Origin of the sequence: Halobellus ordinarius (assembly GCF_031823395.1) — an archaeon.
In the GTDB taxonomy this organism is placed as follows: domain Archaea; phylum Halobacteriota; class Halobacteria; order Halobacteriales; family Haloferacaceae; genus Haloquadratum; species Haloquadratum ordinarius.
The window spans coordinates 238,005-250,290 of the sequence record NZ_JAVQKJ010000006.1 but is presented as its reverse complement, the minus strand read 5'-3'; the positions used below and the strand labels follow the sequence as shown (position 1 = coordinate 250,290).

The window sequence follows — 12,286 nt, the reverse complement described above, 5'->3', positions numbered from 1 at the left end:
ATAATAAAAGATAGGCTACATACGAAGATGTCTAAGCAGAGGTTTAATCGACGAGAGATTCTAAAAGTAACCGGCGGGGCGGCGACTGTCAGCCTGCTTGCAGGCTGTTCAGGCAACGGGGACGGCGGCGACTCGGATGACGACACCAGTACGGACGCAGGTGGCGGCGAAACTACGACGTCCGGTGGCTCCGGCGACTCCGATGGTGACGGCGGGGAGCAGATCAATATCGGCTCCGTGCAGCCGCTGTCGGGTGGATTCGCGCCGTGGGGCCAGGCTCACTCGGCGGGCCTCTCCTTTGCCATCCAGGAAATCAACGCCGATGGCGGCGTCTTGGGCGGCCGGAACCTGAACATCGTCGAGTCGAACTCAGAGAGCGATCCCGCGGAGGCGTCGTCGATCTTCGATCGGTTCGCCGAGCAGAACAACATCGTGGCAGCGACCGGGCCGGTGAGTTCCGACGTCGGTATCCGCACGTCGCGGACGGCCCAGGAACTCGGCATCCCGATGATTATGCATATGGCCGGGTCGGACGAGACGATCACCGAGGAGACGCTGCACTCGTTCCGCCTGGGACTGCTCCCCGCTGCGACGACGATGCAGGCCCAAGCGCAGTTAGTCAGCGACGCCGGCTACGAGAACGTCGCCGCCATCGTCGGCGACTACGCCTGGGGGCGTTCGGTCCAGACCGCGATCCAGGACAACTTCGACGTTGACGTCGACATCCACGTGGCGCCGGTCGGCGCCGACGACTTCTCGTCGTACATCAGACAGGTCTCTCAGGACGTCGAGATGTTCATCGCGACGGGGCACCCGCCGGGGTCGCTGACGATCACCGGACAGCTCTCGGAACTCGGATACAACCCGGAGGTCGTCACCGGGCCGTCGATCCCGCCGTCCGTCATTCGATCTGCGATCGGCGAGAACGTTGCCGAGAGCGCATTCACGCACATCCATATGGCGGACGCCGCCTCCGACGAGTTCGCCGAAGTGGCACAGCGGTTCGGCGAGGAGGTCGGCAGCCAGTTCAACACCCACACGGCGTACGGATACGTCACCGGACAGATGATCGCACAGGCCATCGAAGACGCGGGCGAGGCCGACTCCGAGGCGATCACCGAGGCGATCCGCAGCATCGAGTTCGACACGCTGTTCGCCGAGCCGATCCAGTACTCCGAGTACGGCGAACTCAAAGACCAGGTGCAAATCTACAGTAAAGTTACCGCGGAGGCACCCTCGTACTACCCCGACGGCGATTACAGCCTCGAAGAGCAGTTCCGCACTGACCCGCTGCCGGCGCTGGCCCCGGAGTCCTGACAGTAACCCGTTTCGAGGACGTTCGATTCCTGCGTTCGATTTGTGATGGCTTGCAGCCCTTCCTCGGGGTTTGGGTGCATATCCGTCCATCGAGAGAATCCGATCGCCCCCCGTGAGCGGACACTACATCGGGAGCGATGAGTGTCAGCGCGGACCCACCAGTGACTCGGTGCCGCTCTGGAAGTCGTAAAGTATACACCACCGTCTATCATTCGGGGCACTAAATGGTTACAGTTAGCACGCTAGCGGCGCTCGCCGTCGACGGGCTTGCATTCGGCGCTACGTTAGCCCTTCTCGGCGTCGGGATCACACTCGTCTACGGACTCGGAGAGGTGTTGAACCTGGCAATCGGCGCATTTGCGGTGATCGCGGCGATCCTGGCTTCGTTGATGGCCAGCAACGGAATTCCGCTCCCGGTCGCGATCCTCGGCGGACTCCTCGCCGTCGGCGTCTTCGGCCTGATCGTCGACCGGACGCTCCTGTCGCTGGTCTACCGTTCCAAAGGCGAAGAACGGATCCTCCTGGGGATCTTCACCACGCTCGGACTGACGGTCCTGCTCGAAGGGGTGATGGTCAACTACGTCTCCTCACAGTATTCGCTCAAACTCGGGCTGTCGCCGATCGATCTCGGGACGACGGTCGTCACCGGCGTCTCCGTCGCAAGCATCATTATCGCGGGCGTAATCCTCGCCGTGCTATTCCTCTTTCTCAACCGGACGTTCCTCGGGAAGGCGGCCCGGACCATCTTCCAGGACGAGCGCGGTGCACAGCTTGTGGGGATCGACCCCCGGAAGATCCGGACGCTCGTGTTCGTCCTCTCGGCGATCGTCGCCGGTCTGGCGGGCATTCTCGCGGCCTCCCGATCGAACGTCAGCGTGGCGAGCAGCTTCGAGTTCACGACGTTCGCGTTGATCGTCTCCATCGTCGGCGGCGTCCGCAGTCTCGTCGGCGCGGTCGTCGCCGGCCTGCTGCTCGGACTGGTCAATCAGATGGCTAACTTCTTCATCGGATCGTACTTCGCGACGATCATCCTGTTCGGCTCGGCCGTGATTTTCCTCCTCTTCCGTCCGGAGGTGATGTCGTCGTGAGAGAGCTCGTCCCGGGCAAGCGCAAGCTGGCCCTCGTCGGCCTGGTGTTCGTCATCGCGCCGCTGCCGGTGATGGGCAGCGGCTACTTCGTCGGCGTGCTGTCGCGGATCCTCCTGTTTGCGCTGTTCGCGCTCGCGCTGAACATCGTCTTCGGGCACAACGATCAGCTGTTCCTCTTCATGGGCGGCTTGGGCGGCGTCGGCGCGTACGCCACGGCATTGATCGCCGATACGGTCGGTATTACCGCCTGGGTGGCGCTGCCGGTCGCCGCACTCCTCTGTGGGATCGTCGCGCTCTCTGTGAGTTGGATCTCCGCGCGTCGGAAGTTCACGGTCATCCTGATCTCCATCCTGACGCTCAACCTCCAGTTGGTGTTCGAGGAGGGGTTCGTCGGCGCCAGGGATCTCACCGGCGGCTCGACGGGGTTCCCCTACGAACTCTTCTCGATCGACGGAATCGCGGAAGCCGTCGGCCTGCCGTCGGCGCTCGTGATATACTACGTGCTGCTCGTGTTCCTCTTGGCCGGGATGGTGCTGTACCTGTGGCTCATCAACTCCCACTACGGACTCGCCTTCGAGGCCATCCGGGAAGACGAGATGGCGGCCGAATCGATCGGCATCAACGTGGTCCGTTACAAGGCCATCGCCGGGTTCATCGCCGGCGTCATCATCGCGATCGCCGGCACGATGCTCGCGAGAGAGGCGACCTACATCACGCCCTCGATATTCACGTTCCTCGCGGTCGACGTGATCGCGCTGATCGTCCTCATCGTCGGCGGAATCAGACAGACGTACGGCCCGATCGTCGGCGCGGTCATCGTCGAGATCATCGAGGCGACCCTCGGGACCTACGCCGCCAACTGGCGGACGGCGATCTTCGGCGCCTTGTTGATTCTGCTGTTCCTGTACTTCCGGAGCGGCGTCATCGTCGCCGCACAGGAGTTCCTCGAAAACCGGGACATCTCGCTCGGCGGAGGTAGCGGCGGAGCGCCAACAGAAGCCGAAACGAACGGCTGACACCACCGTCGAGACGCGGCTATCGAGGATCAGCTTTTTCAAGTGACGAATGACGAGGCAAAACCGTTATTACAGGACGCCGGTCTGTATGTAGGTAGCAATGCTTGAGGCCGCGAACATTCGCAAGAAGTTCGGTGGTCTCGTCGCCGTCGACGGGGTCGACCTGGAGATCGGCCGGGGCGAGATCGTCGGGCTCATCGGGCCCAACGGAGCCGGAAAGACGACGTTATTCAACACGATCACGGGTGTTCTCGACCCAGAGGAGGAGACGAAGATCTCGTTCAACGGCGACGATCTCCTCGCGCTCGATACACACGAGATCGCCCGAGCCGGGGTGTTGCGGACGTTCCAGATCGTTCGCGTGTTCGGCGAGATGACGGTGATGGAAAACGCCGTCGCGGGGGCGCTTTTCGGCACGGACGAGTCGATCTCCCGGGAGGAAGCCGAGGAGCGCGGCCGCGAAGCGCTCGAATTCGTCGGCCTGGCAGAGAAAGCCGATATGAAAGCCGGGAACCTTCCGATCGCCCAGCAGAAACAGCTCGAACTGGCCCGGACCGTGGCCTCCGATCCGGATCTCGTGCTCCTCGATGAGATCGCAAGCGGTTTGACGCCGGCGGAGATCCAGGAGCTATCGGACACGATTCGTCGGCTCCGCGACGAACGTAACATCTCGGTGTTCTGGATCGAACACATTATGGACGCGATTATGGGAACCGCAGACCGCATCATCGTGCTCAAAAGCGGCGAGAAGATCGCCGAAGGGACGCCCGAGGAGATCAGAAACAATCAAGCGGTGACCGAGGCGTACCTCGGCGCGGAGGAAGATTCGTGATCGAACTCGACGGCATCGACGTCTCCTACGGGAACATCCAGGTGATCTGGGACCTCGATATGGCCGTCTCCGAGGACGACGGCGTCGTGTCAATCGTCGGTCCCAACGGCGCGGGCAAATCGACACTGCTTCGGGTGATGTCGGGACTCCACCCGTTCGACGCCGGGACGGTGACGGTGTGGGACGAGGACGTCGCCACGCTCACCCCGTCGGAGATCGTTCGCCGGGGCTTCGTCCACGTCTCCGAGGAGCGGAACCTCTTCGGGCAGATGACCGTTCGGGAGAACCTGGAGATGGGCGCTTACACCAAGCGTGAGGAATTAGACGAGATGATGGAGGAGGTCTTCGAGGTCTTCCCGATCCTCGAGGAGCGCTCCGATCAGCTCGCACGGTCGATGAGCGGCGGGCAGCAACAGATGCTCGCGATCGGTCGAGGGCTGATGGCGCAACCGCGGATCCTCGCGCTCGACGAGCCGTCGGAAGGGCTGGCGCCCCAGATCACCGACAGGGTCTTCGAGAAGATCGAGGGGATCAGCGAGGAGATCACCGTGCTGCTCGTCGAACAGCACGTCAACCGGGCGCTCAAGATGGCGGACCGTGCGTACCTGCTCGAAAACGGCCGGATCGTTCGCGAGGACACCGGTCAGGGGCTGCTGGAGAGCGAACACGTCAAGGACGCCTACCTTTGAGCGCGATGGTTCGGTATTTCGAGGACATCGACGACGGCGAGACGCACGAACTCGGATCGTACACGGCCGACAAAGCGGAGTTGCTCTCGTTTGCGCGCCGCTACGATCCGCAGCCGATCCACGTCGATCCCGCGGCAGCCGAACAGACGATGTACGGGGGCCTCATCGCCAGCGGCTGGCACACGGCAGGCTCCTGTATGGCGCTGCTGTACGAGGGATTCCTCTCGAAGACGGCGACGCTCGGTTCCTTCGGCCTGGAGGAACTCCGCTGGCCGACGCCTGTCCGGCCCGACGATACGGTGACGGCAACCGTCGAGGTCGTAGAGACCACGGCTTCCGAGAGCCGAGATGACCGCGGGTACGTCACAAACGACGTCACGGCCGAAAACCAAAACGGGGAGACCGTCCTCTACTGGCGCTCGACGAACATCTTTCTCACGCGCGAGGCCGAAGGCGACTGGCCACTCTCGGAGTAACGGGACTGTCTCGGCTTGTTGAGGTGCCGGATCGGGTTAGTTCTCGAAGGGTGACAGCATCGCGTCGGTGAAGGTGCTCGGTTCGCCCTCGGACGTGAAGCACCCGTACTCGGTGAGGCCCTCGATCCGGACCTCGCCGTCGGTCCGGAAGGTGTGCGCCACTCGGACGGTGTCCTCGGTCACCGCCTGGACGTCGCACTCGACGGAGAGAAGCGAGTCATAGCGGACCGGCGATTTGAACTCCCAGTGCCAGTCGCGTAGCCGGAACGGCTGCCTGTCGCCGGCGAGGTCGCTCAACTGGACTCCCTGTGCGGCGAGGTACCGTTCGAGTGCGATTCCCGCAAATCGGGGGTACTCCTCGAAGTAGGCCAGTTCCGACCCCTCGATGTAGGGACTGTGAATTTGGAACGTCTCCTCGAACGTCGGGTAGTGCGAAGCGGCATCACCGTCCCTGCTGGGACCGACTGCAACTGATTTGTCGCCGACGAGGTCCTCGATCAGCGTCTGGGTCTCTTCCGGGATCGGCAGCGCGCCGCCCTCGGGTGCGATCGTGACGTGGGTCATCTGCGCCGTCGAGAGGGCCTCGCCGTCTTTATCGATCATCTCGTACACCAACTCGAGACTGGAGTCGCCGACTCTCGTGGGGGTGACTTCCACGGAGACGGTGTCATCGAACGTCGGATACCGGTGGACGGTCGTATCGAGCCCGACCGGCGCGTACGGAATCGCGTCGTTTTCGACGAGATACGGGAACGGATACTCCACCGCGGCGGCGAGTTCCTGCGTCGAGATCAGTTGCCAATCGAAGAACATTGCGCCGTGGACGAGCGGCCCAGCGAGTTCACCAAACCGTACCTGGTGGTCGTCAATGGTACGCATATCACCCCCCAGGGAATCCGGTGATAATAGCGTTTCGGGCTGGCGATGATATCGACGGGAATCCCGCCGGTGTCGTCCGGTTAATTCCTACGACAGTATTGACAACGGTACCCGTTCCGATGTGTCTCGAAGACGTGTTCGTGGTATTTCTGATCCAGCGAAGTGGAAAATTATTCTTAATTTAGTATTATCAAAAAAAGAACTATTCTCGGTCAAACATCTCGTCTATCCCTGAAACCGCTCCGAGATTCCATTTGCGACCACCGCTCGCATATACGCTGAGTGAACTTCTCTCGAATATCTAAAATGGATTCCAGTAGAAACAAAGTTCTGTCACGGAATTCCAACCACACAGACTCCCTTGCGATCGGTAGTGTGGAACGAGCGGCAACGGTGGAACGCGGAGGCGAAAGTGATCAACGGAGTGAAAGGTACAGAAACCCGAACCCGACGACGAACAGTAGCGATTCGACACTGTGGATGTTGTGGAGTGGCAGTCGAGTAAAGACGAGTAATATCTCCTCGATAAGCACACCCACGGTGAGAAACAGGAACCCAAAGAACGCGTTCCGATGTGTTCTCGTCCGTTCCCGACGAAAGGTCCTGAAGCTGACAGCTGAAATCCCGAGTGCGAACGCGAGGGCCACGGCGGCAAGTAGGGTCGACAGGGATCCGATCACTCCTGTCATCGCCGACGACTCCTCCCGGGACGAGAGGCAGCCAATCTCCCTCGCCCGAATCTATCGAACCTTCGGATGACGACGCGACCTGAGATGTGATCTAACTCCCCCTGTTCTGAGAGCGGTGGTTGTCTTCGGCGTCGACTGTTATGAGTCATTTCGCAAATCCTCCCAGAGGTTCTTGAACTGATCCGACACGTCTTTGAACGTCAGATCGATCTCGACCTCGCTGTTCTGTGGTCGTATCTGGATGTCTGCTCGCTTGACGTTGTTTCGATAGACCGTGTAGTGATTCCCGTTGTCGTCGATTTCAGTCTCCTCCCGTAGTAGCCCCCGGTCAAGGAGGCTGTTGACTTGGCGGTAGAGCGTCGGTTCGGAAGCGTCACAGACTGTACTCAATTCACCCACAGATTGAGGTTTTCTTTCGGTTTCGTGGAGAATTTTCTTCGTTCGCGGGGCGCAAAGCAGTTCGCGCAGTTCCCGTCGCCCGGCGCCGTTTTCCATCCTCGTACGAACCCGTTCGTTCTTCCTGAATTAACTTTTCGGAATATTTGAGGCTAATCCACCCTCTACGGATGAAACCTGTTTCAACGGCCTGTATCGAGCGTATAACATCTTATATTTCTGGCAACTTCATCTGATGAAGTCACTATCGGGTATTGATATGTGATTCCATACGATGATTTTCCTGATGTCCCGCGATACTGCGACAGACGAACTGGCAGGCTGTGAATCGGTGGGGGAGCTGCTGACGCGGCGACGGGAGCTTCTGTCCGCTGGAATAACGATGGCCGCGTTAGGTGTCAGCGGTTGTCTGGGCGGTGGGGGCGGCGCACAGACGGCCACTGAGCCTCCACAAACAGACGAAGAAGGGCACGAGGAAGAACTTCCGGAGGGCGTCTCCGAAGAGGCGTTCGAATCTGGGCCAGTACCGGAGGTCTATCAACGGGCGAAGTCACTGGGGGGCGAAGAACGAAACCCCGACGACGTGATGGCGAAAGCAGACGTCAACTTCTCCGAGTTCGATGAGGCACAGGAGATTGACGCTCACGGGTCCGGAGAGTGCTGTGCGAACTGTGCCGACTATATCGCCGACAAAAATGGCGACACGTTCGGGGCCTGTGCCGAGGTAGGCGGATACATCGACGGCGCAGACTGGTGTACAGTCTACGAAACCATTCCGGAACCGTCGGTACCGGAAGGGATGTCTGAAGACGAACTCGCCACGGCCGAGGTCCCCGGGGAGTATCGCACGGCGACCTCACAGGGCGACGAGGAACGCGATCCGGACGACCTGCGGAGCCAGGAGGACGTCAATCTGACAGAATCCGCCGAAGCTATCGGCGAAGAGACCGCTCAACCGGGGCAGTCCTGTGGCAACTGCGCGGACTTCATCCCCGACAAAAACGGTGACGGTTGGGGCGCCTGCGCCGAGGTTGAGGGGCACATCGCATCCGAGGACTGGTGTGTCGTCTGGGAACAGACCGGCGAGGAGCACTGATCGGACGGTCATCCAGTAACGCCTCTCGCAGTCACACCGCTATTTTCATACTGACTGGCACGACTGGCACACGAAACTCATCGCTTTCTCGCGAGAAGGGTCGACATCCGCGTGCATCGACGGGAGACCAACTCCACTCGCGTCCTGGCAGTTCCACCGAGTCCCAACCCGATACTTTTATCGAAGCACACCGGTTCGCACACAGATAACGTCGCGATGGTCTCGGCTGTACAGCTACTCGACATCCTGCTCAACGGGCTGACGATCGGAATGGTCTACGTGCTCGTGGCGGCCGGTCTCTCGATCGTCTTCGGCGTGATGGGCGTGTTGAACCTCGCTCACGGGGAGTTGCTCGCGCTCGGCGCCTACTTTGCGTTCTCGCTGGTCACGGGATTCAGCGTCGGCGGCTTCTGGGCGGCGTTGATCGTGGTTCCCCTCCTCGTGGGCCTGCTCGGTGCGCTCGTCGAACGCAAACTCATCAATCGCGTGTACGGCCGCGGACAGTTGGCACAGATTCTGCTCACGTTCGGCCTGCTCTTGATCATTTACGATCTGAAGCGGTTCGTCTGGGGGAAGAGTCCCAAGTTCTTCTCGCCGCCGGAGCTCATCGACCAGACAGTCACCCTCGCCGGGTTCTCCTACTCCGGATACAGCTACTTCATCATCGCCTCCGGTGGACTGATCGCGCTCGGCATCTGGGCGTTGCTGCGGTTCACGCGATTCGGGCTGGTCATCCGGGCCGGCTCCGAGGACCGGGCGATGGTGCGGAACCTCGGCGTGGATATCGATCGCTACTACACGCTCGTGTTCGGGTTCGGCGCGGCGCTTGCAGCCTTCGGCGGCGTCGTGCTGGGCGGGTACCAGAACGTCAGCCTGGAAATGGGCAACGCGGTCATCATTCCGGCGTTCGTGATCGTCGTCCTCGGCGGCCTCGGCAGCTTTCGCGGTGCCGTCGTCGGCGGCCTGTTGGTCGGGATCATCCAGAGCGCGGTCAGTACCTTCGTCCCGCAGATCCAGGGTGTCGTCATCTTTCTTCTGATGATCGGTGTCCTCCTCGCCCGCCCGGAGGGACTGTTCGGCGGATCGAAAGAGCAACTCGACGCGGGCCGATCGGAGCCCAGCGAGTTCGTCAGCGGGCTGGGCGGCGGCGTGCTCGGCGACCGCCTCCGGTCCCGGCTGGGAATCGGACTCGTCGCCGTGCTGGCGCTGGTCCCGGTGTTCAACGGGATTCTCTACTCCGAGTTCGTGGTCTCGCTGCTGATCACCGTGCTGATCTGGGCGCTCTTTGCAATGAGTCTCGATATCGTCCTCGGATACACCGGCCTGATCTCACTCGGCCACGCGCTGTTCTACGGGCTCGGGGCGTACGCCACCTTGCTGACGCTGTTACACGTCTCGCCGTCGGCGTTCGTCGCCCTCGGGATCGCACTGACCGTGACTGCAGTCACCGCCTGGATCGTCGGGCACCTCGCGATTCGCGTCTCCGGCGTTTACTTCGTGATGATCACCCTGGCGTTCGCGGAAATCGTCCGCCAGGCAGTCTTCAAAATCGATGCGACGGGCGGAAGCAGCGGCCTCTTCGGCGCACCCGAACCGCTGTACGGGGTCGGTGGGGTCGGCATCCGGTTCAGCGAGGTCCTGATCGGTATCGAACCGCTGGCCTTCACGGGAACCTCGCTGTTCTACTACTTCCTCCTCGCGATCGTCGTTGCCGCGTATCTGGCCGTGCGACGGATGATGAACGCCCCCTTCGGGACGGTGCTGCAGTCGATCCGGGAAAGCGAGTTGCGGGCGCGCTTCGTCGGCTACGAGGTGCGTTCGGTGAAGCGCCAGGCGTTCGTCATCAGTAGCACGCTCGCCGGACTCTCTGGCGCGCTGTTTGCGCTCTTCAATGGGTTCGTCGCGCCCGATCTGCTGAACTGGATCAACAGCGGCAACGCGATCATCATGGTCGTGCTCGGCGGCTCGGGCACGCTCTACGGGCCGATGGTCGGCGCGGCCGTGTTTACGCTCATCGAGCGGCAACTCTCCTCGCTCATCCCCTGGTGGCGACTGTTGCTCGGGACCCTCTTCGTGCTCGTGGTCCTGTTCCTCCCGAAGGGCCTGGTGTCGCTGCCGACGCGACTTCGCGACCTCCAGCGGTCCCGAGTGGGGGGCAAGCCACTCTCGAACGACGAACAACCGGAGGTGGAAGCCGATGACTGAACCGGAGCGGACGGCCGGCGACGCCGACGCGGCGCTTCTGCAAACCGCGGGGCTCACGAAGCGATTCGGGGAGTTCACCGCGGTCGACCACGTCGATTTAGCCGTCGAACAGGGTGAATTCCGGAGCATCATCGGACCGAACGGCGCCGGGAAGACGACGCTTTTCAACCTCATCAGCGGCGCGATGCGTCCGACAGAGGGGACCATCACGCTCGCGGGGCGGGATATCACTGCCCTCTCGCCCGCCGAACGGGTCGCCGAAAACCTGGCTCGCTCGTTTCAGCTAACGACGGTGTTCAACGGGTTGTCGGTGCACGAAAACGTCCGGTTGGCGGCGCAATCGGCCCGGTTCGCAACGATGTCTCCGATCGAGCGACTGTTCGCTGATCCGGACCGGTTCGACGCGATCAACGATCGGACAGCCGCGATCATCGACGACCTCGGACTCCGAGAGGTCGCGACCGCACAGGCGAGCGATCTCTCATACGGCGACCGACGGCGACTCGAAGTCGCCCTCGTTTTGGCGACCGATCCGGAAGTTGTGCTGCTCGACGAACCGACTGCGGGGATGAGCGGCGACGAGACGGCGGCCACGATCGAACTCATCGAGGAGGTCCTGACGGACAAGACGGTCGTCCTCGTCGAGCACAACGTCGATCTGGTGATGCGAGTCTCCGATCGCATCACGACGCTCAACAGCGGGGCGGTAGTAGCCACGGGAACGCCCGAGGAGATCGCGAAAAACGAGCAGGTCCGGGAGGCGTACCTCGGGGGGTATACCGCGTGACGCCGAACGACGACGACACGCCGCGGTCGGAGTCCCGACGCCTCGACGATCCGCTGCTGCGCGTGGACGAGGTCACAGCCGGGTACGGCGCGACGACAGTGTTGCAGGGTGTAAGCTTCGACGTCGGCGACGGCGAAGTCGTGGGGATCGTCGGCCGCAACGGCGTCGGCAAGACGACGACACTCCGGACGATTATGGGCTCTTTGACGCCGCGGGCTGGGGAGATAACCTACGAGGGACGGTCGATAGCGGACCTCGAACCCGAAGACACCGTCCGTCGGGGGATCGCGCTCGTCCCCGAGGAGCGGCGTATCTTCGGCGGCCTCAGCGTCCGCGAGAATCTCGAACTCGCGCGACTCGGCGGGGGCGGCGGAACCAGCGAGTGGGACATCAAAGCGGTTCTGGACACGTTCGAGAATCTGGCGGCACGGGAGACGGCGGCGGGCAGTACCCTGAGCGGCGGCGAACAGCAGATGCTCGCAATCGGGCGAGCGCTCGTCAGCAACGCCCGGACCTTGCTCCTCGATGAACCGACAGAGGGACTCGCGCCGTACGTCGTCGAACAGGTCGTGGAGACGATCGAAGCGCTGCAGGAGCAGGGACTGACGATCCTGCTTGTCGAACAGAACGTCCGGATGGCACTGGACGTCTGTGATTACATCTACGTGATGGACAACGGCCGGATCGTCCACGAAAGTTCGAGCGATGCGCTCCGCGACGACGACGCGGTACTCGACCGGTATCTGAGTGTCTCACTCGACGACTCGGCGGAGGACTGACAGCGACGGTGGAAGTCCGTATTATTTTATATCAGCC

At 61.8% G+C, this 12,286-nt stretch carries 13 protein-coding genes; 10 read left to right on the top strand and 3 right to left on the bottom strand.

Annotation, left to right across the window (positions count from 1 at the left end):
• Positions 1 to 27: 27 nt before the first annotated feature.
• The 6 genes from RJT48_RS10320 (at position 28) to RJT48_RS10295 (ending at position 5,418) form a co-directional block, all read left to right on the top strand.
• Complete coding sequence (locus RJT48_RS10320; protein ID WP_311172197.1) at positions 28 to 1,317, top strand: ABC transporter substrate-binding protein; 1,290 nt, start codon at positions 28 to 30, stop codon at positions 1,315 to 1,317.
• Positions 1,318 to 1,541: 224 nt separating this feature from the next.
• Positions 1,542 to 2,405 carry a branched-chain amino acid ABC transporter permease gene (locus RJT48_RS10315; protein WP_311172196.1) on the top strand — a complete coding sequence of 288 codons (864 nt, stop codon included), beginning with the start codon at positions 1,542 to 1,544 and terminating at the stop codon, positions 2,403 to 2,405.
• Positions 2,402 to 3,421: a branched-chain amino acid ABC transporter permease gene (locus RJT48_RS10310; RefSeq protein ID WP_311172195.1), complete on the top strand. Its 1,020-nt coding sequence runs from the start codon at positions 2,402 to 2,404 to the stop codon at positions 3,419 to 3,421. Before RJT48_RS10315 ends, RJT48_RS10310 begins: the two co-directional genes overlap by 4 nt.
• Before the next feature lie 100 nt (positions 3,422 to 3,521).
• Positions 3,522 to 4,253, top strand: a complete 732-nt coding sequence (locus tag RJT48_RS10305; RefSeq protein WP_311172194.1) for an ABC transporter ATP-binding protein — start codon at positions 3,522 to 3,524, stop codon at positions 4,251 to 4,253.
• Positions 4,250 to 4,942: an ABC transporter ATP-binding protein gene (locus RJT48_RS10300; protein ID WP_311172193.1), complete on the top strand. Its 693-nt coding sequence runs from the start codon at positions 4,250 to 4,252 to the stop codon at positions 4,940 to 4,942. The genes RJT48_RS10305 and RJT48_RS10300 overlap by 4 nt, the downstream gene beginning before the upstream one ends.
• Before the next feature lie 5 nt (positions 4,943 to 4,947).
• Entirely contained in the window at positions 4,948 to 5,418 is a 471-nt protein-coding gene (locus RJT48_RS10295; protein ID WP_311172192.1) for a MaoC family dehydratase, read from the top strand.
• 36 nt (positions 5,419 to 5,454) lie between these two features.
• Here the strand turns inward: RJT48_RS10295 and RJT48_RS10290 are convergent, their stop codons facing one another.
• The 3 genes from RJT48_RS10290 to RJT48_RS10285 form a co-directional block, all read right to left on the bottom strand.
• A complete protein-coding gene (locus RJT48_RS10290; protein WP_311172191.1) occupies positions 5,455 to 6,297 on the bottom strand; it encodes an acyl-CoA thioesterase in 843 nt (280 codons plus the stop codon).
• Between the two features lie 416 nt (positions 6,298 to 6,713).
• Positions 6,714 to 6,986, bottom strand: a complete 273-nt coding sequence (locus tag RJT48_RS20795; protein ID WP_425604713.1) for a DUF7521 family protein — start codon at positions 6,984 to 6,986, stop codon at positions 6,714 to 6,716.
• A 138-nt stretch (positions 6,987 to 7,124) separates the two neighbouring features.
• A complete protein-coding gene (locus tag RJT48_RS10285; RefSeq protein WP_311172190.1) occupies positions 7,125 to 7,481 on the bottom strand; it encodes a helix-turn-helix domain-containing protein in 357 nt (118 codons plus the stop codon).
• A gap of 187 nt (positions 7,482 to 7,668) precedes the next feature.
• Between RJT48_RS10285 and RJT48_RS10280 the strand changes: the two genes are divergently transcribed.
• The 4 genes from RJT48_RS10280 (at position 7,669) to RJT48_RS10265 (ending at position 12,249) form a co-directional block, all read left to right on the top strand.
• Positions 7,669 to 8,478: a high-potential iron-sulfur protein gene (locus RJT48_RS10280; RefSeq protein WP_311172189.1), complete on the top strand. Its 810-nt coding sequence runs from the start codon at positions 7,669 to 7,671 to the stop codon at positions 8,476 to 8,478.
• A gap of 216 nt (positions 8,479 to 8,694) precedes the next feature.
• Positions 8,695 to 10,683: an ABC transporter permease gene (locus RJT48_RS10275; protein ID WP_311172188.1), complete on the top strand. Its 1,989-nt coding sequence runs from the start codon at positions 8,695 to 8,697 to the stop codon at positions 10,681 to 10,683.
• A complete protein-coding gene (locus RJT48_RS10270; RefSeq protein ID WP_311172187.1) occupies positions 10,676 to 11,470 on the top strand; it encodes an ABC transporter ATP-binding protein in 795 nt (264 codons plus the stop codon). The genes RJT48_RS10275 and RJT48_RS10270 overlap by 8 nt, the downstream gene beginning before the upstream one ends.
• Positions 11,467 to 12,249 carry an ABC transporter ATP-binding protein gene (locus RJT48_RS10265; RefSeq protein ID WP_311172186.1) on the top strand — a complete coding sequence of 261 codons (783 nt, stop codon included), beginning with the start codon at positions 11,467 to 11,469 and terminating at the stop codon, positions 12,247 to 12,249. Before RJT48_RS10270 ends, RJT48_RS10265 begins: the two co-directional genes overlap by 4 nt.
• Positions 12,250 to 12,286 lie beyond the last annotated feature (37 nt).

Coding starts and splice junctions, on each gene's coding strand:
- RJT48_RS10320 (WP_311172197.1), top strand. CDS start 28: ATGTCTAAGCAGAGGTTTAATCGACGAGAGATTCTAAAAGTAACCGGC.
- RJT48_RS10315 (WP_311172196.1), top strand. CDS start 1,542: ATGGTTACAGTTAGCACGCTAGCGGCGCTCGCCGTCGACGGGCTTGCA.
- RJT48_RS10305 (WP_311172194.1), top strand. CDS start 3,522: ATGCTTGAGGCCGCGAACATTCGCAAGAAGTTCGGTGGTCTCGTCGCC.
- RJT48_RS10295 (WP_311172192.1), top strand. CDS start 4,948: ATGGTTCGGTATTTCGAGGACATCGACGACGGCGAGACGCACGAACTC.
- RJT48_RS10290 (WP_311172191.1), bottom strand. CDS start 6,297: ATGCGTACCATTGACGACCACCAGGTACGGTTTGGTGAACTCGCTGGG.
- RJT48_RS20795 (WP_425604713.1), bottom strand. CDS start 6,986: ATGACAGGAGTGATCGGATCCCTGTCGACCCTACTTGCCGCCGTGGCC.
- RJT48_RS10285 (WP_311172190.1), bottom strand. CDS start 7,481: ATGGAAAACGGCGCCGGGCGACGGGAACTGCGCGAACTGCTTTGCGCC.
- RJT48_RS10280 (WP_311172189.1), top strand. CDS start 7,669: ATGTCCCGCGATACTGCGACAGACGAACTGGCAGGCTGTGAATCGGTG.
- RJT48_RS10275 (WP_311172188.1), top strand. CDS start 8,695: ATGGTCTCGGCTGTACAGCTACTCGACATCCTGCTCAACGGGCTGACG.
- RJT48_RS10270 (WP_311172187.1), top strand. CDS start 10,676: ATGACTGAACCGGAGCGGACGGCCGGCGACGCCGACGCGGCGCTTCTG.